The sequence below is a fragment of the Streptomyces sp. NBC_01460 genome (assembly GCF_036227405.1).
Classification (GTDB): domain Bacteria; phylum Actinomycetota; class Actinomycetes; order Streptomycetales; family Streptomycetaceae; genus Streptomyces.
The window spans coordinates 5,561,718-5,583,769 of sequence record NZ_CP109473.1 but is presented as its reverse complement, the minus strand read 5'-3'; the positions used below and the strand labels follow the sequence as shown (position 1 = coordinate 5,583,769).

General features: G+C 71.1%; 24 protein-coding genes. 12 read left to right on the top strand and 12 right to left on the bottom strand.

Annotated features, from left to right (window positions below; genetic code table 11):
• Positions 1 to 11: 11 nt before the first annotated feature.
• On the bottom strand, positions 12 to 1,142 hold the full coding sequence (locus tag OG488_RS25335) for a DUF5677 domain-containing protein (protein ID WP_329232748.1): 1,131 nt from the start codon (positions 1,140 to 1,142) through the stop codon (positions 12 to 14).
• A 192-nt stretch (positions 1,143 to 1,334) separates the two neighbouring features.
• On the opposite strand from OG488_RS25335, the gene OG488_RS25330 reads away from it, so the two are divergent.
• From OG488_RS25330 to OG488_RS25320, 3 genes are read left to right on the top strand one after another with little or no spacing between them, the layout of a single operon-like run.
• Positions 1,335 to 1,529 (top strand): hypothetical protein, encoded by a 195-nt coding sequence (locus tag OG488_RS25330; protein ID WP_329232747.1) that lies wholly within the window; start codon positions 1,335 to 1,337, stop codon positions 1,527 to 1,529.
• Positions 1,526 to 1,891, top strand: coding sequence for an ASCH domain-containing protein (locus OG488_RS25325; RefSeq protein WP_329232746.1), 366 nt, complete (start codon positions 1,526 to 1,528; stop codon positions 1,889 to 1,891). The genes OG488_RS25330 and OG488_RS25325 overlap by 4 nt, the downstream gene beginning before the upstream one ends.
• A gap of 39 nt (positions 1,892 to 1,930) precedes the next feature.
• The gene (locus OG488_RS25320; protein ID WP_329232744.1) at positions 1,931 to 2,950 is read left to right on the top strand and encodes an AlbA family DNA-binding domain-containing protein; all 1,020 of its coding nucleotides are present in this window, start codon (positions 1,931 to 1,933) and stop codon (positions 2,948 to 2,950) included.
• A 426-nt stretch (positions 2,951 to 3,376) separates the two neighbouring features.
• Here OG488_RS25320 and OG488_RS25315 read toward each other — a convergent pair whose 3' ends face one another.
• From OG488_RS25315 to OG488_RS25300, 4 genes are all read right to left on the bottom strand, one after another.
• Positions 3,377 to 4,264, bottom strand: a complete 888-nt coding sequence (locus OG488_RS25315; RefSeq protein ID WP_329232743.1) for an SDR family oxidoreductase — start codon at positions 4,262 to 4,264, stop codon at positions 3,377 to 3,379.
• Positions 4,261 to 4,623 (bottom strand): DUF952 domain-containing protein, encoded by a 363-nt coding sequence (locus OG488_RS25310; RefSeq protein WP_329232741.1) that lies wholly within the window; start codon positions 4,621 to 4,623, stop codon positions 4,261 to 4,263. Before OG488_RS25310 ends, OG488_RS25315 begins: the two co-directional genes overlap by 4 nt.
• 9 nt (positions 4,624 to 4,632) lie before the next feature.
• A complete protein-coding gene (locus OG488_RS25305; RefSeq protein WP_329232739.1) occupies positions 4,633 to 5,637 on the bottom strand; it encodes an NAD-dependent epimerase/dehydratase family protein in 1,005 nt (334 codons plus the stop codon).
• A gap of 73 nt (positions 5,638 to 5,710) precedes the next feature.
• Positions 5,711 to 6,664, bottom strand: a complete 954-nt coding sequence (locus OG488_RS25300; RefSeq protein WP_329232737.1) for a LysR family transcriptional regulator — start codon at positions 6,662 to 6,664, stop codon at positions 5,711 to 5,713.
• Between the two features lie 255 nt (positions 6,665 to 6,919).
• On the opposite strand from OG488_RS25300, the gene snpA reads away from it, so the two are divergent.
• Positions 6,920 to 7,603 (top strand): snapalysin, encoded by a 684-nt coding sequence (gene snpA, locus OG488_RS25295; protein ID WP_329232735.1) that lies wholly within the window; start codon positions 6,920 to 6,922, stop codon positions 7,601 to 7,603.
• An 84-nt stretch (positions 7,604 to 7,687) separates the two neighbouring features.
• Here the strand turns inward: snpA and OG488_RS25290 are convergent, their stop codons facing one another.
• From OG488_RS25290 to OG488_RS25275, 4 genes are all read right to left on the bottom strand, one after another.
• A complete protein-coding gene (locus OG488_RS25290) occupies positions 7,688 to 8,356 on the bottom strand; it encodes a DUF6304 family protein (protein WP_329232733.1) in 669 nt (222 codons plus the stop codon).
• 109 nt (positions 8,357 to 8,465) lie between these two features.
• Complete coding sequence (locus OG488_RS25285; protein WP_329232732.1) at positions 8,466 to 9,062, bottom strand: GNAT family N-acetyltransferase; 597 nt, start codon at positions 9,060 to 9,062, stop codon at positions 8,466 to 8,468.
• A gap of 107 nt (positions 9,063 to 9,169) precedes the next feature.
• On the bottom strand, positions 9,170 to 10,213 hold the full coding sequence (locus OG488_RS25280; RefSeq protein WP_329232730.1) for a family 2 encapsulin nanocompartment cargo protein polyprenyl transferase: 1,044 nt from the start codon (positions 10,211 to 10,213) through the stop codon (positions 9,170 to 9,172).
• Between the two features lie 95 nt (positions 10,214 to 10,308).
• The gene (locus OG488_RS25275; RefSeq protein WP_329232729.1) at positions 10,309 to 11,715 is read right to left on the bottom strand and encodes a family 2B encapsulin nanocompartment shell protein; all 1,407 of its coding nucleotides are present in this window, start codon (positions 11,713 to 11,715) and stop codon (positions 10,309 to 10,311) included.
• 269 nt (positions 11,716 to 11,984) lie between these two features.
• Here OG488_RS25275 and OG488_RS25270 point away from each other — a divergent pair, with 269 nt between their 5' ends.
• Positions 11,985 to 12,995: a questin oxidase family protein gene (locus tag OG488_RS25270; RefSeq protein WP_329232727.1), complete on the top strand. Its 1,011-nt coding sequence runs from the start codon at positions 11,985 to 11,987 to the stop codon at positions 12,993 to 12,995.
• A gap of 6 nt (positions 12,996 to 13,001) precedes the next feature.
• Here the strand turns inward: OG488_RS25270 and OG488_RS25265 are convergent, their stop codons facing one another.
• The gene (locus OG488_RS25265; protein WP_406464474.1) at positions 13,002 to 14,429 is read right to left on the bottom strand and encodes an FAD-binding oxidoreductase; all 1,428 of its coding nucleotides are present in this window, start codon (positions 14,427 to 14,429) and stop codon (positions 13,002 to 13,004) included.
• Positions 14,430 to 14,527: 98 nt separating this feature from the next.
• Between OG488_RS25265 and OG488_RS25260 the strand changes: the two genes are divergently transcribed.
• From OG488_RS25260 to OG488_RS25245, 4 genes are all read left to right on the top strand, one after another.
• A complete protein-coding gene (locus OG488_RS25260; RefSeq protein ID WP_329232723.1) occupies positions 14,528 to 14,980 on the top strand; it encodes an RrF2 family transcriptional regulator in 453 nt (150 codons plus the stop codon).
• Positions 14,981 to 15,108: 128 nt separating this feature from the next.
• Complete coding sequence (locus OG488_RS25255) at positions 15,109 to 16,305, top strand: globin domain-containing protein (protein ID WP_329232721.1); 1,197 nt, start codon at positions 15,109 to 15,111, stop codon at positions 16,303 to 16,305.
• A 144-nt stretch (positions 16,306 to 16,449) separates the two neighbouring features.
• Positions 16,450 to 17,040 (top strand): N-acetylmuramoyl-L-alanine amidase, encoded by a 591-nt coding sequence (locus OG488_RS25250; protein WP_329232719.1) that lies wholly within the window; start codon positions 16,450 to 16,452, stop codon positions 17,038 to 17,040.
• Between the two features lie 28 nt (positions 17,041 to 17,068).
• On the top strand, positions 17,069 to 18,004 hold the full coding sequence (locus OG488_RS25245) for a 1-aminocyclopropane-1-carboxylate deaminase/D-cysteine desulfhydrase (protein WP_329232717.1): 936 nt from the start codon (positions 17,069 to 17,071) through the stop codon (positions 18,002 to 18,004).
• On the opposite strand, the gene OG488_RS25240 is transcribed toward OG488_RS25245, so the two are convergent.
• Entirely contained in the window at positions 17,980 to 19,581 is a 1,602-nt protein-coding gene (locus OG488_RS25240) for a Na+/H+ antiporter (RefSeq protein WP_329232716.1), read from the bottom strand. The two genes, OG488_RS25245 and OG488_RS25240, sit on opposite strands and share 25 nt — an antisense overlap.
• 35 nt (positions 19,582 to 19,616) lie before the next feature.
• Here OG488_RS25240 and OG488_RS25235 point away from each other — a divergent pair, with 35 nt between their 5' ends.
• The 3 genes from OG488_RS25235 to OG488_RS25225 all read left to right on the top strand — a co-directional run bounded on the left by OG488_RS25235 (position 19,617) and on the right by OG488_RS25225 (position 21,480).
• Positions 19,617 to 19,877 (top strand): UBP-type zinc finger domain-containing protein, encoded by a 261-nt coding sequence (locus OG488_RS25235; RefSeq protein ID WP_329232714.1) that lies wholly within the window; start codon positions 19,617 to 19,619, stop codon positions 19,875 to 19,877.
• Between the two features lie 230 nt (positions 19,878 to 20,107).
• Positions 20,108 to 20,521, top strand: coding sequence for an anti-sigma regulatory factor (locus OG488_RS25230; RefSeq protein WP_014154139.1), 414 nt, complete (start codon positions 20,108 to 20,110; stop codon positions 20,519 to 20,521).
• Between the two features lie 23 nt (positions 20,522 to 20,544).
• Positions 20,545 to 21,480, top strand: a complete 936-nt coding sequence (locus tag OG488_RS25225; RefSeq protein WP_329238991.1) for an RNA polymerase sigma factor SigF — start codon at positions 20,545 to 20,547, stop codon at positions 21,478 to 21,480.
• Positions 21,481 to 21,530: 50 nt separating this feature from the next.
• Here OG488_RS25225 and OG488_RS25220 read toward each other — a convergent pair whose 3' ends face one another.
• Positions 21,531 to 21,980, bottom strand: coding sequence for a hypothetical protein (locus tag OG488_RS25220; protein ID WP_329232713.1), 450 nt, complete (start codon positions 21,978 to 21,980; stop codon positions 21,531 to 21,533).
• Positions 21,981 to 22,052 lie beyond the last annotated feature (72 nt).

The following is a 22,052-nucleotide window of genomic DNA, read 5'->3' as shown; positions in this document are numbered from 1 at the left end:
AACGCTGCCAGTCAACGGCTGGGATTCTTCCTCTGCATGCGCTTCACAATTCGCTCCTCAGTGCGATCAATTTCGACTTGCGCATCCGCGAAGGCCCGCGAACAAGCCGACCTCATTTCCTCAATCGCCCGCATGCAAAGAAGCACCTCAACATCTGGACCTTCCGGAGCTCCGCTAACCGCAAGAGAGAACGTAACTTGAATCAACGAGTTGAGCGCCATGATCGCCGGATCGATAAGCCCTACATTGACCTTTCCGACATCCCGCAGGACAAGCCCTCGGTATTCTATGAAGTTCTGACCGAGCCCCCTCGCACCACAATGCACCTCACTGCTTGCCCATTGATAATAGGGGCGCACATGACTCAGGGAGGTTTTCTCCTCCAGCTTGCGAAGATTATCGTCGGGTGAAAACCTCTTAGCCCATCCGTAATCACGCTTGAAGCCCTGTCCATATTTCAAGAGCACTTCAGCGTATCGCTTTTCAAGTTCGTCAACGTACGCCTGCTCAAGCGGTTCCTCGCCAAGAGTCGCGTGATCCCTTTGGAACTGGAGAGCGTCACGCCTCAAGCCGACGATCTCGTGATCAAGAAATCGTTCGGCCAGGTCATGGTGGTCAGGGTCGGCGGCTGCGTCTGCAATCACGCAAGCGATGACAGCCGTCTCGTGAAGCATGCGGCATCGCGCCATGGCACCCCTTGGATGCCCATGCGAGAGAAGGGTAAAAACCTCGCCTGCTACGCGGCAGGCGGTGACATGAAGACCCGTAAGGGATTCCAGCGTGTACTCCTGAGCGGGCGCCAGGCTCTCCCTCTTCTTACGCGCTTCCTTCTCACCCAATTCGGCACACACTGAATGAAGGACCCAGTAAAGATCGAGGGCTTTACCCCACTTCTTCTGGAGCCTCCGATCGAACCTACGATCTATACGCTTATTCGCTCGGAGCGTTCGCTTGTCTTTCATCATCGCGGCAGCCAACTGAGGCGCCAATTCGTTGATCACATCGGGGACCGCGGTGGAGATAAGGTCGCTGACGCGCTCAGGATCCAAACCTTTTTGGATCTGGTCCAGCACAGCATCTTCGATTGCGCACGTGAGAAAATCGCCGTCGACGTGACGCGAACGTTTGAACTTTCCGAGCATGATGGTCCCTCTGGAGTGAGTTCTGCCGTACCTTAACTCGGGACGGCTGAGACTGCACACATTTTCCGATCCTGATCAAATCGGCAGGAGCGAGCCAGTTGCCCGGCGGCTCCACGCCGCTGAAGCCCCTGGTCGTGACCATCGCCGGCGTCAAGCTGTCGAATATCCGTCACATGAGAAGGCGGTGCCCCCTTGCCTGAGGGCGCTGCCCCTTGGACGCTCGACACCCGGCCGTGGCCCGGCACCGTCACCGAGTACGCCGACCAGTTGCTCGCCATGACCGAGACCCTGCTCTCCGACCCCCGCCACTTCTTCCGCTCGTACTCGGCCGCCGAGATCGGCCGCCTGATCACCGCACCATCCCCCAGGAGCGTTCCTTCCCGATGACCGACCGCACCGCCCGCGTCCGAGAGCTCAACCTCTACCGCCAGTACTTCGAGCTCGTCGCTGCGGGCGCCAAGACCATCGAGGTGCGGGTCAAGTACCCGCACCTCGCCGACCTCACCGCCGGTGACACCATCCGCTTCCGCATCAAGGGCACCGACGAGACCTGCGACGTAAAGGTCCTCCGCGTCACCGAGTACCCCGACTTCGAAGCCCTCCTCGACGGCGAGGGCCCGACAAACGTCAACCCGACCGCCACCAGCGACCAGCAGCTGGCCAACATCCGCACCATCTACGGGCCCGAGAAGGAAGCCCTTGGTGCCCTCGCCATCAAGATCTCCCGATCGGAACAGCCATGGGCATAAGGCGTTTACGCGGGCAGTCCCGCCGTCCATGCTGAGCCCGTGAACATTGATGACGTGCGCCAGGCGCTCAGCACCGGTGACCTTGAAGCGCTGATAGGGCTCGAAGAGTCCGACTGGATGGACGTCAAGTCCATGCCGTACGCGGTCGACCAGGACGCCCATCACAAGGAGGAACTCGTCAAGGACGTGGCAAGTTTCGCCAACGCCCTCACCGGCGGGCTACTCATCATTGGCTTCAAGACAAGCACAGCCAACGCAGTCGAGACCGTGTCTGAGGTCAATCCCGTGCCGCGGGAGCGAGTGAACGTCGACACGTACAGCAAGCTGATCGACGAACGGGTCTTCCCGCAGATTCAAGGGTTGAGGCTGGAATGGATCGACCGAGGCGACAACAAGGGGGTGCTGAGCATTGATATCCCGGCCCAGCCACACGCTGCGCGCCCCTTCGTCATCCCCGCCCCCACCGGGAAGAATGGCGGCTCGGTCGGCGTCGCCATCCCTGTGCGGCGTGGAGACCGAACGGTCTTCTGGAGTCCTCCGGAAGCCCACCGACACCTCTCGGCAGGGTGGATGGTCATTGGCGCTCCGCCCGAAGACGAGGCAGGCGCACCAGAGGCTGTCAAGGAACCGCCGGCGGCCTTGGACCGCACCAAGGCCCAGCGGATCCTCACTGCCGTGCCCTTCGAAGCTCAGTGGTTGCGGTTCGTGCAGAGCCAGCCCCCAATGCGACGGGTGAAGTACGAGTACACGCAGGCCGTCGGGAAGGCGCTTGACGAGCTTCGTTACGACGACGTTGCGTTCATCGACTCCGAACTGGCACACATGCACGACGCGTTCCTGAGCAGCCTCGAGCGCCTGCACGCCGAGCTAGAGGGCATGTTTCCCCCCGAAGATGGGCCGAGCCTGCCGTTGTACGTCGAAGTGCCTCCCGAGTGGAAGCGATCCGACCGTCAGCGATACGAGCAGGCTCTGGCTGACCTGTCTGAAGCACGTGACGACTTCTTGAAGGCACGTGCCGAACTCATGAACGCGCTCAACCTCAAGGGGCTGCTGAGCTGAGGACAGTCGCTGCCACCAGATAGCGACTACGGAGATCCGCCCACAGCCCGACGGGGGAGCACTGAGCGCCTCGGCAGTCCGCACACAGTCCGCAGGACACCCGATCAGGACCGTCGTACCCCATCGCCAGCCAACAGTAAAAAGCCAGGTCAGCGACCTACAGCTATCATCGCCGCAGGTCACCGACCCACCCCATTACTTGGAGACCAAGAAGGCCTGATCTACGGTTAGGCCGTCTGACCTGGGAGTTTCACCGGTCACGTCGCCTACCTGTCCGCACCCGGCCCATCGTCCGCCGTTCACGGCGACCCCGATGGGCCGGGTGCGGTCGTGTTCCCGCCGGACGCCCGGCCGCCCGGCCGCCCGGACGCCCCGGTAGGGCAGGGCGGCAGGGCACGGCACGCTACTCCCATCCGCCCTGAGGAATCAGGAGTCCGAGCCCGCCAGCAGGTGGCGCCAGCTCGCCGGGTTCTCTCGGAGGTAGGCGGACAGGCTCTGCGCCGGGCGGCCCGTGAGTGTGGGTACGGCGTCCGAGACCCTCTCCAGTTCACCCGCGGCGATCGCCTCGTACGACGTCACCCAGCCGGCCACTTCCCAGTCCTCGGCGCCGTGGTGGGCGCGTGAGGCGTACGCCTCCTCCCTTGTCTCGGGGACGTACCGGATCACTCGTCCCGTACGGCGGCTCAGCTCGGCGGCCGCCTCCGCCAGGGTGATCGCCTCGGGGCCCGTCAGGTCGTACGTCCTGCCGTCGTGGGCGGTTCCCTCGTCCAGCAGGACTGCTGACGCCGAGTCCGCGATGTCCTCGTGGGAGACGGCCGACACCCGCCCTTCGCCGCCCGGCCCGCGCAGGATGCCGTCGGCGTCCGTCATCGCGGGGAACGCCGCCAGGTACCAGCTGTCGCGGAGGAAGGTGTGGCGCACTCCGGTCATCCGGATGTGTGCCTCGGTGTGCCAGTGGTCACGGGCGAACGTGAACGTCGCGTCCGGTGCCGCACCGAGGAACGACACGTAGACGATGCGCTCGACGCCCGCGGCGAGAGCGGCGTCCACCGCCGTGGTGTGCTCCAGCACCCGGCCCGGGCTCTCGTGCGCCGAGACGAGGAACAGGGTGTGCGCGCCGTCGAGCGCGCGCCGCATCGCCTCCCCGTCCCCGTACGGCGCCGGGGGCGCGGTGTCCGTGCCGGGGAGCCTGGGGAGCCGGGAGGGGTCCCGGCCGAGGAGGCGCACGGGGACGCCGGTCCGGGCCAGCCGCTCGGCCACCCGGCCGCCGACCGCCCCGCTCGCACCGGTGACCGCGACGAGGGGACTGATCACCGGGCCCCGCCCTCCCCGCGCACGGTGCGTGCGGATCGGGCGGCCCAGGTGCGCATCTCCACGACCGCGTCCGCCGGCAGCGGTCCGTAGAGGTGCGGGAACTCCTCACCGCCGGGCTCCATGGCCTCGTACCTCACGGGCGACCCGAGCCGTGCGGCATCGATGACGAGCACCACCAGGCCCTCGTCGTCGGACCCGTACAACGCCCGTGCGACGGCCGGGAGCTGATGGGGCAGCGAGCAGTGGATGAACCCCTCCTCCCGGAGGGTGCGGCCCCGTGTGGACATCTCGTACGTCCCCGCTCTGCGGGCGGCCTCCCACAGGGGCTCTTCGGTGAGGTGCAGCAGCTCTTCGGTCATCGGGCCACGCTAAGCGCTGTCGGGTGAGGCGAGGAGCTTCGCCTCCGTCCGCGCGTCGAGACCGAGGACCGGCCGGTCGGGCCGCTGCGGGGCGGTGCCTCCCAGACCGCGCAGCCAGGCCCAGGTGTCGGCGACGGTCTCCCCGACGGGTCTGCACCGCAGCCCGGCGGCGTGCGCCTTGGTGCCATCGCCCCTGTGCAGGGTGTCGTGGAGCTCCCCGGCGGGCAGCCAGACCGGCAGGTCCGTCCATGGTTCGACACCCGCCGCGAGAAGCACTTCGGGGTCGGTCCAGCGCAGCCGGGCCCGCGATCCGGTGACACGGACGCAGGTGTCCAGGAACTCCCCCATGGTGGTGTGCCCCGGACGGCTCACCGTGTTGTACGCCCCTGACAGGCCGTCCGCCGAGGCGTCCAGCAGCCAGTCCGCCAGATCGCGGGCGTCGATGTACTGGAGCCCGGCGTCCGGCGGCCCCGGCGCGATCACGTCCCCGCCCCGGGCCGTCCGGCCCAGCCACCACGGCAGACGGCCGATGTTCTCCCCGGGGCCGAGGATGAGGCCGGCACGGGCCAGCAGCGCCCGGTCACCGAACGCGTCCTGCGCCGCCAGCTCCCCGCCTCGTTTGGCCAGGGCGTACGAGACGTCGGAGCCGGCGTCGGGAGAGGCTCCGGCCACGAGCGGACCGTCCTCGTCCAGCCCCGCCGGGGCGGGGTACTCGTACACGGAACGGCTGGAGACATAGCTGAAGTGCCCGGCACGGCCCGACAGCAGCCGGGCGGCGTCCCGCACGGCCGAGGGCGCGCCGCTCCAGGTGTCGACCACCAGGTCCCAGGTGCCGTCGGACAGCTCCGCGAGGCCCGCCTCACCAGCCGTGCGGTCACCGGTCAGCGTCCGCACCCCGGGTGGTGCCGCGTGGCGGCCTCGGTGGAAGACCGTCACCTCCCATCCGCGCCCGAGAGCCGCTTCGGTGACCGCGCGTCCCACGAATTCCGTACCGCCCAGCATCAAGAGCCTCATGCGGGGGTCCTGCCCGTCGTCGCGGCCGGAGGAAACGGGATGTCGCTCTCGGCAGAACGGGGAACCATCCCGCTCAGGACGTGTGCGCGAGAGGGCTGCTGTGGCGCAGCAGCCACCGGTGGTACTCCTCCGCCCGCCGCGCCGCGTCGCGGTAGGCCGCCTCCAGTTCCTCGTACACGGCATCCATGTCCGCTCCCGGCCTCGAGACCAGGAGCAGCCGCACCGCCAGCGGGTCCCCGCGCAGCGGGCGGATCGCCATGTCGTCGCGCGGGCCCGAGGTCGGCTGGCAGGGGGCGACCGCCTCCCCGAGGACGACGAGGGAGGCGGCCGTGAGGTAGTCGCCGTGCAGGACGGGCGGATCGAGACCGGCGGCACCGAGGACGCGGCGGACCCCGTCCCATTCACCGTCCACCGAGGGGTCGACCATCCACCGGTCGCCCGCCAGGTCGTCGAGGTCCACCACGGCACGTCCGGCCGCCGGGTGGTCCCGGGCCAGGGAGATGAACTGCGGTTCGCGCTCCACGAGTACGCGCTGGATCAGCCCGTCCGGGACGGCGAGCGGACAGCCCTCCACCTCGTGCACGAAGGCCACGTCGAGCCGGCCGGCCGCCACCGCCCCGAGGAGCGACCGGGCCGAGACGTCCACCCGGAGCGAGATGTCGGTACCGGGCAGCCTCACCCGAAGTCCGCGCAGCCAGCCGCCGATGACCCGGCTCGCGGTCGACCCGATCCGGAGGCGGGGGCCGCCCGCCCGGGCGGCCTCGGCCTCCGCCAGCGCGGCACCCACCAGGGCCGACATGCCGTCCACCAGCGGGCGTGCCCGGCTGAGGACGGCACGGCCCAGGAGGGTGGGCCGGCAGCCCGTCCTCTCCCGGCGGAACAGTTCCGCCCCCATCGTCCTCTCGATCCGCTGGAGCTGGGTGGTCAGGGAGGGCTGGCTGACGCCCAGCATCCGCGCCGCCCGGTGCAGGCTGCCCGTGTCCGCGATGGCGCAGAGCGCCCTGAGGTGTCTCACCTCGAGCTCCATGACGGCGAGGGTATGGCTGTTCGCACGTCGAGCACCAGATGTCCCAACCCCACCAAAGGGGGACGGTTCAGGGGGTGTCGGGGCGACCGGCACGTGCTGATTCCGTGTGCGTCATGCCGGGGTGATAAGGCGGCGCTATCGCCGGTTGACATCATCCGCGGGGGCCCGCCCGGCCGGAGACTCTGTCCGTACCCCCCACCCGTTCCCCGCCCGGTCCCCGGGCGGGGTTCTTCGGACAGGCAGGAGACACCCCCCATGAGACACCTCAGGACAGCTGTCATGTCGGCCGTGGCCGGTCTCGGACTCGCCGCCGCACTGGGCACCGCACCCGCGGTCGCCGCCGACGCGGGTCCCGCGTCCTCCGCCGGCACCGCGCGGGCCGGCTCCACCGCACAGGCCGGCTTCGCCGCGTACGCCGGTTCGAGCGAGAACGCCGCCGCCAACAAGGCCTTCTTCGACGCCGTCATGAAGTCCGTGGCCGAGAAGCGGGCCGCCAAGCCGGGCGCGCAGGCGGTCACCGTGGTCTACAGCACCACCAACGCCCCCAGCTTCCGCAGCCAGATAGCGAGCAGCACCAGCATCTGGAACAGCTCGGTCTCCAACGTCAAGCTGCAGGAGGGCTCCAACGCGGACTTCTCCTACTACGAGGGCAACGACTCCCGGGGCTCGTACGCCAGCACCGACGGCCACGGCAGCGGCTACATCTTCCTCGACTACGCGCAGAACCGGCAGTACAACTCGACCCGCGTCACCGCCCACGAGACGGGGCACGTGCTCGGACTGCCCGACCACTACACGGGACCGTGCAGCGAGCTCATGTCGGGCGGCGGCCCCGGCACCTCCTGCACGAACGCCTATCCGAACGCCACCGAGCGCTCACGGGTGAACTCCCTGTGGCAGAACGGCCTCGCGGCCGCCCTCGCCCGCGCCACCTCCTGACACCCGGCACCACGCATCACGCATCACGCACCGAGGGGGCCGTTCCGTCTGTGCGGAGCGGCCCCTTCGGGGTGACGGGAACCGTCAGGCGAGCTCCAGGGGGAAGGCGCCGCGATGCCCGGTGCCGGCGCCGTGCGCCGGGCGCGGCTCGAACTCCCGGCAGCTCCAGATCTCCTGGACGAATCCGGTGCGCCGGTCCCACAGGCCGGCGACGTCGTCGCCGCCCTCCACGTCACGGTAGGCGTCCTTGGCCCCGCGGAAGCAGGCGAGCCCACCGGACAGGCCCCGGACGGGGGCGGGGAAGTAGTCGGAGAAGGCGCAGGCTATGCAGGTCTGCAGATGCATGTCCGGCGGCAGGATCCGCTGGATCGTGGCCAGCGCGGCGGCGAAGTCGCCCTCGGCACGGTTCGACTCGTACACCGCCCCGTCCAGATGGAGGGCGAGATACAGATCCGGGTCCTCCCTGCGCAGGGAGAGCAGACAGCCGAGGGTGGCCTGCCGGACCGTGCCGGACACGAGCACCGGCAGCGGGAGGTCCCACTCCAGTACGCAGTCGTCGAGCACACCGTCGACCAGGTCGAACAGACCCTCCTGGACCGGTGCGCCCGCCACCGGGCCCAGGCCGTCGAAGCTCTCGCCCTCGAAGTCCGTGCCCCGGACGCGGATGCGGAGCTGCTGTCCGTCCGTGGTGAGGATGACTGCCTCGGAACCACGACGGTCCCGGTACCAGCCTGCCCACGACTCATCTGTCATGAGCAGGGACTGTAGCCGTGCCCCGGGACCCGCCCGGCGGCACCCTCCCCTTCCGCGGCCCTGCCCTGCGGCATCCTCCTCTTCCGCGGCCCCGTCCGCCGGGTCCCGCTCATCCGCCCTGGGGCTCACGCCACATGGGCCACATCGGCGGGCCGTCGGGAAGGTCGACCGTCCGTCCCGTGAAGGTGAATCCGAGGCGTTCGTAGAGCGCACGGCTGCGCGCGCTGCTCGCCTCCAGATAGGCGGGGGTCCCTTCACGGTCGCACCGTTCCAGGACGCCTCTGATCAGCGCATCGCCCAGGCCCTCGCCCTGCCGCTCCGGGGAGACGCCGATCATCAACAGGTACGCGTGCGCACGGTCGTGGGGGTGGACGGCGCCCGTCAGCCTCCCCACCAGCTCGCACCGCTCGTTGCCGGGGTCCGCCGTCTCCCGCATGAGGGCCGGCGTGTCGTCCTCCTCCTCGGGCGCACCCGCCGGCACGGAGAGCCAGAGGGCGGTCGCCGTACCGTCCTCCAGCAGATCGATCCGGCCCTCTTCCAGCGTGACGTCGGCGAAGACACCGAGGAACTTCCCGTGCACCGCGCGCCGGTGCTCCTCGTCCGGGAAGACCCAGCTGCTCACCGGATCGTCGTGGAACGCCTCCTCCAGGATCCGTACGACCAGGTCCCTGTCCCGCCCGTCCGCCTGCCGAACGCGTACGCCCATGGCCGGCCCCGCCCCCTTCGTCCCGTGGTGATGAGGGAAGGATGCCCCTCCCGACCAACGCACGGAATACTAGAGTTGGGGACGGCGGCGGCCACGGGCGGCCCGCCTCAGTGGGTTCTTCGGGTGACGAACTCGGCCAGTGCCAGCAGGTCTCCGGCGGCGTCCGGCGCGGGCACGGCACGGGACAGGTGGTGGACGGCCCGGGCCATCCGGTCCGCAGCGGCGGTCTGCGCCCAGTCCCGGCCACCGGCCCGGTCGACCGCGTCGGCCGCACTCCCCACCTCCCCCGAGGTGTTCAGGGCACCCCGGTAGAGGGCGGCGAGCTCGGTGGCGGCCGGTGTGTCCGAGGTCAGCGCCGCGACCACCGGAAGGGACTTCTTGTGAGCGGTCAGGTCCGCCCCGACCGGCTTGCCCGTGCGGGCCGTGTCCCCCCAGATGCCGATCAGGTCGTCGATGAGCTGGAAGGCGAGGCCCGCCTCCCGGCCGAAGCCGTCCATCGCCCGGACCTCCTGCTCCCCCGCCCCCGCGTAGAGCGCGCCCAGGGCGCAGGCGCAGCCGAGCAGGGCGCCCGTCTTGGCCATGGCCATGGCGAGGCACTCGTCCAGGGTGACGTCCTCGGGGCCGCGCTCCTCCAGGGCGCAGTCGGCCTGCTGGCCGGCGCAGAGCTCGATGACGCAGGTGGAGAGCCGGACCGCGGCCTGTGCGGACGCGGGGTGCGGGTCGTCGGCCAGCAGCCTCAGGGCGAGGGAGGACATGGCGTCCCCGGTGATCACGGCGTCCGGCACCCCGAACACCGCCCAGGCCGTGGGCCGGTGCCGCCGCGTGGTGTCCTCGTCGATGACGTCGTCGTGGAGCAGGGTGAAGTTGTGCGCGAGCTCGACGGCGACGGCCGCCCGCATCGCCGCCTCCGGGTCGCCCCCCAGGGCACGGGCGGCGGCCAGGACGAGTGCCGGTCTGATGGCCTTGCCGGCCTGCCCGGACGCCGGTGTGCCGTCGGCGTTCTGCCAGCCGAAGTGGTACATGGCGACCCGGCGTATCGCCCCGGGCAGCGTTTCGACGGCGGCGCGAAGGTGCGGGTCGACGGCGCTGCGCGTGTGTTCCAGCAGCGTGGCGGCCTTGTGCCCCTCCATCGCGGCATCCGAACTGGTCATGGTCACGGTCACTCCTTCCGGGTGCCTCGGGGCACCTTGGTCGCGGCCTCGGCCCTGCCGGGGCCCGGGCGGTCGCCGCCCGGGCCCGGGGAGCGTCACCGCCAGCGGCTCACCTCCACGTTCTCCAGGACACCGAGCGCGTCGGGCACCAGGACGGCGGCGGAGTAGTACGCCGTCACGAGGTACGAGATGATCGCCTGCTCGTCGATGCCCATGAAGCGGACCGAGAGGCTCGGTTCGATCTCGTCCGGGATGCCGCTCTGCTGGAGCCCGATGACTCCCTGGTCCTCCTCACCGGTCCTCATGCAGATGATGGAGGTGGTACGGGCGTCGGTGACGGGGATCTTGTCGCACGGGAAGATCGGCACACCGCGCCACGAGGACACGTGGTGTCCCCCGACCTCGATGGTCTCCGGCACCAGGCCCCGCCTGTTGCACTCACGGCCGAACGCGGCGATGGCCCGCGGATGGGCGAGGAACAGCTTCGATCCGCGCCGCCGCGACAGGAGCTCGTCCATGTCGTCCGGTCCGGGCGCCCCGTCGTGGGGCTGGAGCCGCTGCCCGTAGTCGCAGTTGTTGAGCAGGCCGAACTCCCGGTTGTTGATGAGCTCGTGCTCCTGGCGCTCGCGCAGCGCCTCGACCGTGAGCCGCAACTGCTGCTCGGTCTGGTTCATCGGCTGGTTGTAGAGGTCGGACACCCTGCTGTGGACCTTCAGCACGGTCTGGGCGACGCTCAGTTCGTACTCGCGGGGCGCCGACTCGTAGTCGACGAAGGTGTGCGGGACGACGCTCTCCCCCACGTGGCCCGCCGAGAGGTCGATCTCCGCCTCGCCGTAGCGGTTGGTCCGCTGGTGGGGGATGGCGAGCAGCCCGGCGAGGTGGTCGCGGAGCGAGTCCGCGCGGGCCGCGAGGTTGAGCACGTCCGACCGGCGCAGGGTCAGCAGCGTGCAGGCGGTCACCGCGCGGGCCGTGTACTCCCAGTTCGCGTCCCCGTCGATCAGGACGTGGTCGCCGAAGTAGGCGCCGTCCGCGAGGACTCCGAGCACGGTCTCGTCACCGTACGGCCCGGTGCCGATCTTCTCGACCTTGCCGTGGGCCAGCAGATGGACGCGGTCCGCCGCGTCACCGGCCGCGACGAGCACCTCGCCCGCCGCGACGTCGCGCTGTTCGCACCTGCGCGCCAGCTCGGCCAGTACCTCCTCGTCACCGAAGTCGCGCAGGGCGGGGAGCTCGCCGAGCTCGGCGGGGATGACCGTGACCCGGTCACCGGTCTGGACGAAGGTGACCCTGCCGTCCCCGACCGAGTAGCTCAGCCGGCGGTTCACCCGGTAGGCACCGCCCTGCACCTGTACCCACGGCAGCATGCGCAGCAGCCACCGTGAGGTGATCTCCTGCATCTGCGGGGCGGACTTGGTGGTCGTCGCGAGGTTCCGCGCAGCCGCTGTGCCGAGACTCTGCTGCTGCGGCGGCTGCGTGTCGCGAACCTCTTCACCAACGGACATCCGACATCCTCTCGATCATGGGCTGACCTGCGAGAAGCACACTTCCAGCCCGAGGACACCGCGCGCTATTACACAAAAGAGTGTGACTAATCGGGTGTGGAACGGGAACGTTGCCCGCATCCGGGCGCCCGCGTACGGACCGGGCGCGAACCGTGCGAGGCGGTCGCGGACCCAGGGCCGCCGGCCCGGGGACCTAGGTCCTCAGCCCGTCACGCGCCCCGGACCTCCGCCCGTTACGGCGCCGGGGACGGCGGCCTAGCGTTCTCGTCATGGATACGACAGGCACCCTCGACGAGGCGCTCCAGCGCTTGCACCGCTCCGGTCCCGAGCGCCTCGGCCGGCTCACCAACCACGCGCCGATGGCCGTCGAGGCCCTCGCCGCCCACGGCCGGCCGGAGGCCGTGCACCGCTGGCTCGACGTGTACGCGTCCCGGCTCGAGGAGTTCCCGTCCGGCGTGGAGCCCGTCACGGACGCCGACTGGCGCTCCGCGCTGGGCGACCCGCGCCGCGCCGCCGACTGGATCGGCCACTTCGGCCGCGAGATCGCCGAGCGGCCCTGGCGCGACGTGCTCGCCCAGTGGTGGCCCCGTCTCCTGCCCGGCATGTACGGCGGGTCGACGCACCCGGTGATCCGCGTGGGCCACGCCGTGCGCACGCTCCTGGCCGGCGAGAGCACCGAGCCGCGGCTGAACGAGCTCGCGCACGGCCTCGGTTACTGGGCGGCCCGCCACCACGCCGTCACCGGCCTCGTCCCGGTGACCGGTGCCGACAGCGCGAGCGCGGCCCTCGACGCGGTACGGCCCGTCGCCGGGCGGGAGGGCGGCTTCCCCGACCGGCTCGGCCGCGTCACGAGCCTGCCGGTGTGGGCCGCGTCGGTCACGGACCCGGACGAGGCGCACCGCCGGCTCACCGAGCTGGTACGGGCGGCCACCCACCGGTACGCCACGCACGGCCACGGCGAGGAGACGATGCTGGTGCACGCGGCCACCGCGCCGAACGCCGTCCTCCGGACGCTCCCCGCGCTCCCGCGCGCCCTGTGGGTGCCGAGCCTCCGGGCCGCGTGGACCGCCTCGGCCGCGGTCACCGCCATGTACGCGCCGGACGCCCCGGTCGCGTGGGTCCCGCCGGGCGCGGTGACGCCCGAGGAGGTCTTCGAGCTGGCCCTGGCGCACGGCGACGAGCACGTCATCAAGCTGACCGACACGGCCCTCGACGTCGGCGACGAGCGGGCGCTCGCGGCGGCGCTGCGGGCCGTGGAGCTCAGTGAGCCCCTGCGGTAGGGCGGGTCAGCCGGACAGCGGTGCGCCCGAGGTGACGACCTTGCCCGGGTTGAGGATGCCGTGCGGATCCAGGGCGGCCTTGACCGCCCGTTGCATGGCGAGGTTCACGGGGCCCACCTCCCGGCCCATGCCGCCCATCTTCAGCAGGCCCACCCCGTGCTCACCGGTGACGGTGCCGCCGAAGGAGATCGCCGCGTCGAGGATGTCCTCGAAGGCGAGCTGGGCGCGGGCGCGGGCGGCGTCGTCCCCCGGCTCGGTGATGATGAGGGGGTGGAGGTTGCCGTCGCCGGCGTGGGCGATGTTGGCGATCAGGACGTCGTACTCACCGGCGATCTCCTCGACCCGTGCCAGCATCTGCGGGACGCGGGACCGCGGCACGACCACGTCCTCGGTGAGCACCGGCCCCAGGCGCTCCAGGGCGGGGTAGGCGAGGCGGCGGGCCTGGAACAGGGCGTCCGCCTCCGCCTGGTCGGTGGAGACCTCGGCCCAGGCGGCGCCGGCCTCCGCGAAACAGGCCCGTACGGCCTCGGCCTCGGCGTCACCCGCGGCCCCCGGGGTGTCGACCCGGCCGAGCAGGATGGCGTTCGCGTCCGCCGACAGCCCCATGTTCTTCCACTCGTCGACGGCCTTCAGGCAGTGCCGGTCGAGGAGTTCGAGCGCGGAGGGCACGATGCCCGCGGCCGTCACCCGGCTCACGGCGTCACCCGCGGCGACGACCGAGTCGAAGAAGCCCGCCACCGTGCGCTCGGCGGGACGCGCGCCGCGCAGCTTCACGGTGATCTCGGTGATCACGCCGAGGGTGCCCTCGGAACCGACGAACAGCCCGCACAGGTCGTACCCGGCGACACCCTTCGCGGTCCGCCGGCCCATCCGCACGACCTCACCGAGGCCGTTGACGGCCTCCAGCCCGAGCACGTAGTCGCGGGTGACGCCGTACTTGACGCAGCACATGCCCCCGGCGTTGGTGGCGGTGTTGCCGCCGATGGTGGACCAGGGCGAGCTCGCCGGGTCCGGCGGGTACCAGAGCCCCTCGGCGGCGCAGGCGGCGCGCAGGTCGTCGTTGACGACGCCCGGCTGGACGACGGCGATGCGCTCCACCGGGTCGATGCGCAGGATCCGGTTCATGTCCTCGAACGAGAGCACGACGGCGCCGTCCACCGCGTTGGCACCGCCCGAGAGGCCCGTACCGGCGCCGCGCGGGACCACCGGGATCCGGCGTCCGGCGCAGTACGCGACGACGGCCCGTACCTCGTCGGTGTCCTGGGGCCGGACGACGGCGAGGGGCGTCCCCGCCGGGGCCCACTCCGCCTCGTCGTGCGCGTAACGGCCCAGGCTGTCCGGGTCGGTGATGACCTTGCTCGCCGGAATCCCGTCGGCTGCGTTCGGCTTCGGCACGGCCGCTGACCACCTCTCTCGCACCACGCGACCCCGCATCCGTCACGGAGCCGCTCCCTCCATCATGACCCTCCCCCTCGGGCCGGGGACGCCCGCCCTAAGTTGCATCCCCTATGCAACTTACCTACGCTGCGGCCATGCGGCTGACGCGATTCACCGACGTGGCGCTCCGGGTTCTCATGCGCCTGACCACCGTCGCGGAGGGCGAGGACCCGCCGACCACCCGCGAGGTGGCGGCCACCATGCAGGTGCCCTACACCCATGCGGCGAAGGTCGTCGCCCGCCTCCAGCACCTCGGCCTGGTCGACGCGCGACGCGGCCGGGGCGGGGGCCTCACCCTCACCACCGCCGGACGGTCGGCGTCGATCGGCGCGCTGGTGAGGCGGCTGGAAGGACCGGGCGAGGTCGTCGAATGCGAGGGCAGCACCCCGTGCCCCCTGCGGTCCGCCTGCCTGCTCCGCTCCGCGTTGCGCCGGGCCGAGGAGGCGTTCTACGCCTCGCTCGACCCCCTCACGGTCGGCGATCTCGTCTCGTCCCCCACCGGTCCGCTCCTGCTCGGCATCAGCCGCGGCGGGCCCGCAGCCGACTGATCCGGCCACAGCCCGGCGGACCCGTCCCACCGCACCCATGGGCGGGCACGCCCGGCCAAAAATATGCATCCCAGATACCAACATGCGGACCGCACGCGCGGCCCGCCTCCCCACCGAGGAGTCGACCGATGCTCTCCGACACATCGACCGCCACTGTCCGAGCCACGCTTCCCGCCGTGGGAGCGGCCGTCGGGGACATCGCGGACCTCTTCTACCGGAAGCTGTTCGACGCCCACCCGGAGCTCCTCCGCGACCTGTTCAACCGGGGCAACCAGGCTTCCGGCACACAGCGCCGGGCGCTCGCCGGCTCCATCGCCGCCTTCGCCACGCACCTGGTCGAACACCCCGGCACCCGGCCCGACGTGATGCTGGGCCGCATCGCCAACAAGCACGCCTCACTGGGCATCACCGCCCCGCAGTACGCGATCGTCCACACCCACCTCTTCGCCGCGATCACCGAGGTGCTCGGCGACGCGGTCACGCCCGAGGTCGCCGCGGCCTGGGACGAGGTCTACTGGCTGATGGCCAACGCCCTGATCGCCTTCGAGGAGCGGCTCTACGCGCAGCGGGACGTGACGGCGGGCGACGTATGGCACGAGTGGACGGTGACCTCCCGCACCGAGGACACCCCCGACGTCGCCACCTTCACGATCACCCCCGCCGACGGCACACCGGCACCCGCCTTCCGGTCGGGCCAGTACGTCTCCGTCCAGGTGGAACTCCCCGACGGCGCTCGTCAGATACGCCAGTACAGCCTCACCGGGGCCCCCGGCCCGGGCCCGCGCTCCTTCTCGGTCAAGCGGGTGCGGGGCGCGGAGGGCCCGGAGGGCGAGGTCTCCGCCCACCTGCACGCGAGGCTGCACGCGGGCGGCCGGCTGCGCGTCTCGGCACCCTACGGCGACCTGGTGCTCGACGACTCCGACGCCCCCCTGTTCCTGGCATCGGCCGGTATCGGCTGCACCCCGATCCTGTCGATGCTGGAGCACCTGGCCGAGGCGGGTCACCGTGCGCCCGTCACCGTGGTGCACGGTGACCGGTCGCCCGCCGACCACGCGCTGCGCGCCCGTCACGGGGCACTCGCCGCCGGCCTCCCCGGCGGCTCGTCCCACTTCTGGTACGAGACCCCGGAGCCCGGACACCCCGCCGAGCGCACCGGGAGGGTCGATCTGGGCGGACTGGAGGTCGCTCCGGGCACCCACGCCTACCTCTGCGGCCCGTTGCCCTTCATGCGCGCGGTCCGCTCCCAGCTCCTGGACAGGGGCGTCGCTCCGGCCGACGTCCACTACGAGGTGTTCGGCCCCGATCTCTGGCTCGCCCAGGACTGAACACAACGCCTCGTGGCCACGTACGGAGTGTCCGGATCGAGTCGCACACGACACGAACAGTGCCCGAACAGGTTTGCCGGAGCCTCCTGTTCCGGTACAAGCGCTGTACGGACACACGCTCCACCCGTATCGAAGGAGTAGGCCATGTCCTCACCGATGTCCGCGAGCAGCTTCCTCAAGGCCCTGAAGGACGAAGGACTCACCGTCGTCCAGGTGGGCGACTGGCGTACGCACAACCGCAACCACAAAGGTCCCTGGGGACCCGTGCACGGGGTGATGCTCCACCACACCGTCACGAAGGGAACCGCCCGCACCGTCGAGATCTGCCGGGACGGCTACTCGGGCCTGCCGGGCCCGCTCTGCCACGGTGTGATCGCCAAGGACGGCCGGGTCCATCTGGTCGGCTACGGCCGGGCCAACCACGCCGGTCTCGGCGACGACGACGTCCTGCGCGCCGTCATCGCCGAGACGCGCCTGCCGGCGGACAACGAGTCCAACACCGACGGCAACCGGCACTTCTACGGCTTCGAGTGCGAGAACCTCGGCGACGGCAAGGACCCCTGGCCCGCCGTCCAGCTGGAGGCCATCGAGAAGGCCGCGGCCGCCGTCTGCCGCTTCCACGGCTGGGACGCCCCCTCGGTCATCGGGCACCGGGAATGGCAGCCCGGCAAGGTCGACCCGCGCGGCTTCTCGATGACGGGCATGCGCAACCGGATCCACGACCGGCTGAAGTAGGGCGGTACGGGCAGCACACAATGAAGGCATGGACGACGACGCTCTCGACCTCTCCCGGCTGCAGCCGGTGCTCCCCTCACCCCTGCAGCCGGCCGAGGACGAGCGCTTCGCGCGGCACGGCGTGACGCTGCTGCTCAAGCGCGACGACCTGATCCACCCGGACCTCCCGGGCAACAAGTGGCGCAAGCTCGCCCCCAGCCTCCGTGCCGCCGCCGGCCGTACGGTGCTGACCTTCGGCGGGGCCTATTCGAACCACCTCAGGGCCACGGCCGCCGCCGGGCGGCTGCTGGGCTTCCCCACCGTCGGCGTCGTACGGGGCGACGAGCTGGCCCACCGCCCGCTGAACCCCTCGCTGGCGCGGTGCGCCGCCGACGGCATGCGCCTGCACTTCGTGGACCGCGCGACCTACCGCGCGAAGACCTCCCCCGGCGTCCTGGAAGGCCTGCTGAGGCTCTTCGGGGACTGCCTGGTCGTCCCGGAGGGCGGCAGCAACGCACTCGCCGCACAGGGCTGCACAGAGCTCGGCCGCGAACTGTGCGGCCCGGCCGGGACCGTGGCGGTCGCCTGCGGCACCGGCGGCACCCTCGCGGGTCTGGCCGCCGGGCTCGGCCGGGGGCAACGCGCCCTGGGCGTCCCCGTCCTGCGTGGCGGCTTCCTGGGAGAGGCGGTGCGCGACCTGCAGCGGGAGGCGTTCGGCGGACCGGCCGGGGAGTGGTCGCTGGACGAACGCTTCCACTTCGGCGGGTACGCCCGCACGACCCCGGAGCTGCACGCCTTCGCCGACGACTTCGAGGACCGGCACGGCCTGCCCGTGGAACGGCTCTACGTGGCCAAGCTCCTGTACGGGCTGACCGTCCTGGCCGGGGAGGGCGCGTTCGCCCCCGGGTCCACGGTCACCGCGGTCGTCACGGGACGTCCCGGGCCGGCCGAGGACCACGCTCAGGGGCCGTCCGACTCCCGGTAGGCGGCGGCCTCCTCCAGGTCCAGCCGCCGCAGGAGGGCGCGCAGCATCTCGTCGTCGATCCGCCGCTCGTCCCTGAGGCGTACGAAGACCGCGCGCTCGGCGGCGATCATGTCCCGCGCCAGCCGCCGGTAGGTGTCGTCCACCGACTCCCCGGTGACCGGATTGGGCGCGCCGAGCCGCTCCCACACGGCGTTGCGGCGCCGTTCCATGACGGCCCGCAGCCGTTGGGTGAGGGAGTCGGGGAGTTCGTTGCGCGGGTCGGCCAGCAGCGCCTCCAGCCGCTCGTCGGCCGCCGTGGAGGCCTCGCTCTGCGCCTGCGCCTCCGCCAGGGTCTCGGCGCGTTCGCTGCGCCCCGGGAGCTTCAGCACGCGCACCAGGAGGGGCAGGCTGAGCCCTTGGACGACCAGCGTCCCGATGACGGTCGTGAAGGTCAGGAAGAGCACCAGGTTGCGCGCGGGGAAGTCCTCGCCGTCGTGCGTGACCATGGGGATGGAGAAGGCGATGGCGAGGGAGACGACGCCCCTCATCCCGGCCCAGCCCACGATCAGGGTCGAGTTCCACGGGGGCACCCCCTCGCGTTCCCTGATCCGCCTGGAGAGCCGGGGCGGCAGATAGGTCGCCGGGTAGACCCAGACGAAGCGCACCACGACCACGGCCAGGAACACGAGGACGGCGTAGCCGAGGGCCTCGGCCACGCCGTACGCACCCAGCCCCTTGAGCACGAAGGGCAGCTGCAGCCCGATGAGCGCGAAGACCGCGGACTCCAGGACGAACGCGACCATCTTCCAGACGGCCGCCTCCTGGAGGCGTGTCGCGAAGTCGACCTGCCAGGAGCGGTGCCCCAGGTAGAGGGCGACGACGACCACGGCGAGCACCCCGGAGGCGTGCACCCGCTCCGCCGCCGCGTAGGCGACGAAGGGGATCAGCAGCGACAGGGTGTTCTGGAGCAGCGCCTCCTTGAGGTGGGTGCGCAGCCAGTGCAGCGGCACCATCAGCAACAGGCCGACGGCGACGCCGCCGACCGACGCGAGCAGGAACTCACCTGCCCCGGCGCCCCAGCTCATGCCCTCGCCGACGGCGGCGGCGAGGGCGACCTTGAAGGCGGTGATCGCGGTGGCGTCGTTCACCAGGGACTCACCCTGGAGGATCGTCGTCACCCGTGCGGGCAGACCGACCCTGCGGGCGATCGCGGCGGCCGTGACCGCGTCCGGCGGGGCGACCACCGCACCGAGCACCAGGGCGGCGGCGAGGGGCAGGTCCGGCACGAGGAGATAGGCCAGCCACCCCACGGCGACCGTCGCGAAGAGCACGTACCCCACGGAGAGCAGCGCGACCGGCCTCAGATTGGCCCGCAGGTCGAGGTACGAGCTGTCGACCGCCGCCGTGTACAGCAGCGGCGGGAGCAGCAGGGGCAGCACGATGTGCGCGTCGAGCGTGTAGGTCGGCACCCCCGGCAGGTACGAGGCCAGCAGGCCTGCGGCCACCAGCAGCAGCGGTGCGGGGACCGGGGTCCGGCGCGCGGCCCCCGCGACCGCCGCGCTGGCCGCGATGAGCGCCACCAGCGGCAATGCGTCCATCTCACTGTCCTCACATCCGACGTAACGTGGCCATCATGAGTGAGTGCGCCCACGTATCCGAATTGCCGCGCCCCGAGCCCGCCCCGCTCCACGACACCTGTCGGGAGTGCGTGGAGGCGGGCACCCATCCCGTGCAGCTGCGTCTCTGCCTCGTCTGCGGGCACGTCGGGTGCTGCGATTCCTCGCGCCTGAAGCACGCCACCGCGCACTACCGGGAGACCGGGCATCCGGTGATGCGCAGCTTCGAATGCGCCGAGAGCTGGCGCTGGTGCTTCGTGGACGGTTCGATCGTCTGACGCCTGGGTACGTCAAACCGGCGCCGGTTCTTCGCAATTGACCGCCGCAGACCTCTAGCCACTGTGCGTACTCGTGTGCCTACCATGAGTGACGGTGGGGTTGCGGTCTCGGCGACACGGCATCATGGGTCGCGACAGCGTCGCCGAACCACAGAACCGGCGACGGTCCGCATGGCCCCGGGCGTTCGTCCCGGAGCCTCGAACGAGTTTGTGCCACCTTGGAGGTGAGGGTGTCCCAGATCGCAGGCGAGCCCGGGAACCAGGACTTCGTAGAGGTCCGGCTGCCCGCTGCGGGTGCCTACCTGTCGGTGCTGCGTACGGCCACGGCCGGTCTCGCAGCGCGCTTGGACTTCACTCTCGATGAGATCGAGGATCTCCGTATCGCGGTCGACGAGGCCTGCGCGATCCTGCTCCAGCAGGCCGTGCCGGGCTCCGTGCTCAGTTGCGTGTTCCGCCTCGTCGGCGATTCCCTCGAGGTGACCGTCTCGGCCCCCACGACGGACGGCCGCGCCCCGGAACGCGACACCTTCGCGTGGACGGTGCTCTCCGCACTGGCCGGCAAGGTCGACTCCACGGTCGCCGACGACCGTACGGTCAGCATCAGCCTCTACAAACAGCGCGGCGCGGGACCCGGGCCGGCGTGAGCGACGGGAACGGGGACGGTCCTGTGCGGGACGAGACGATCCGGTCGGAGGCGGTGCGCCCAGCGGCCCTCCCGGAACAGCAGGCCCGGCCGCACCCGGAGGGCGGGCCGGACGGTGCGGACGGCGCGCAGGGCCGTCCGGTCGCGGTGGAGCAGTCGCAGGCGGAGCGGGCGGGCCAGATGAGCGAGCACAGGCACCACGATCCACACGACCGCAGCGGGGCGCGGGCGCTCTTCATCGAGCTCCGGGAGCTTCCCGACGGCTCGGCGGAGAAGGCCGAGCTGCGCAACCGGCTGGTGCGGATGCACCTGCCGCTGGTCGAGCACCTGGCCCGCAGGTTCCGTAACCGCGGCGAGCCGCTGGACGACCTGACCCAGGTCGCCACGATCGGCCTGATCAAGTCGGTGGACCGGTTCGACCCGGACCGCGGCGTCGAGTTCTCGACGTACGCGACCCCGACGGTCGTCGGCGAGATCAAGCGCCACTTCCGGGACAAGGGCTGGGCGGTCCGGGTGCCCCGGCGCCTCCAGGAGCTGCGGCTGTCGCTGACCACGGCCACCGCCGAGCTCTCCCAGCAGCACGGCCGCTCCCCCACCGTGCACGAGCTGGCGGAGCGCCTGGGCATCTCCGAGGAGGAGGTCCTGGAGGGGCTGGAATCGGCCAATGCCTACAGCACGCTCTCGCTGGACGTCCCGGACACGGACGACGAGTCCCCGGCGGTCGCGGACACGCTGGGCTCCGAGGACGAGGCGCTGGAGGGCGTCGAGTACCGCGAGTCGCTCAAGCCGCTGCTGGAGGACCTCCCGCCGCGCGAGAAGCGGATCCTGCTGCTGCGCTTCTTCGGCAACATGACCCAGTCGCAGATCGCCCAGGAGGTCGGCATCTCCCAGATGCACGTCTCCCGGCTCCTCGCCCGCACGCTGGCACAGCTGCGCGAGCGGCTGCTCGTCGAGGAGTAGCGGCCGGAAGGGTCCCGGGGACGGGCCGGGTGCCCCGGCCCGGACGCGGGTCAGGCGTCGGGGGTCGTCCGCGACCTCCGGATGCCCAGCGCCTTCGTGGTCGCGGGGTCGAGCACCAGGACGAGCGCCGTCACGGCGACGGCGGCCAGGACGATGCCGGCGGGGATCAGCGCGCCCTGGGCCCGCAGCAGGGTCCAGGCCACCGGCAGCGCCATGAGCTGGGTGATGAGCGCGGGGCCACGGCTCCAGCTGCGCCGCAGCAGCAGCCCGCGGGCCGCGAAGAGCGGGATCAGGCCGAGGGCGACCAGCGTCAGTCCGCCCATCTCGGCCTGCTGCATGTCGTCGGGGGTCCCGAACAGCCCGACGGCCAGCATGTAGATCCCGCCGACGACGAGCGCCGCGCCTTCGAGCGCGTTGAGTGCGGCCAGGGCGGCGATCCGGCCCGGCTTCTCCGCGTCGGCCGAGGGCGACGGAGAGGGCGTGTTCTGCTGAGTGCTCACGTCTTTCAGATTCGCATCCCGGCCGCCCGATCGTGAAGCCGGGGCCGCGCCGGACACGACACGGCGATCCGG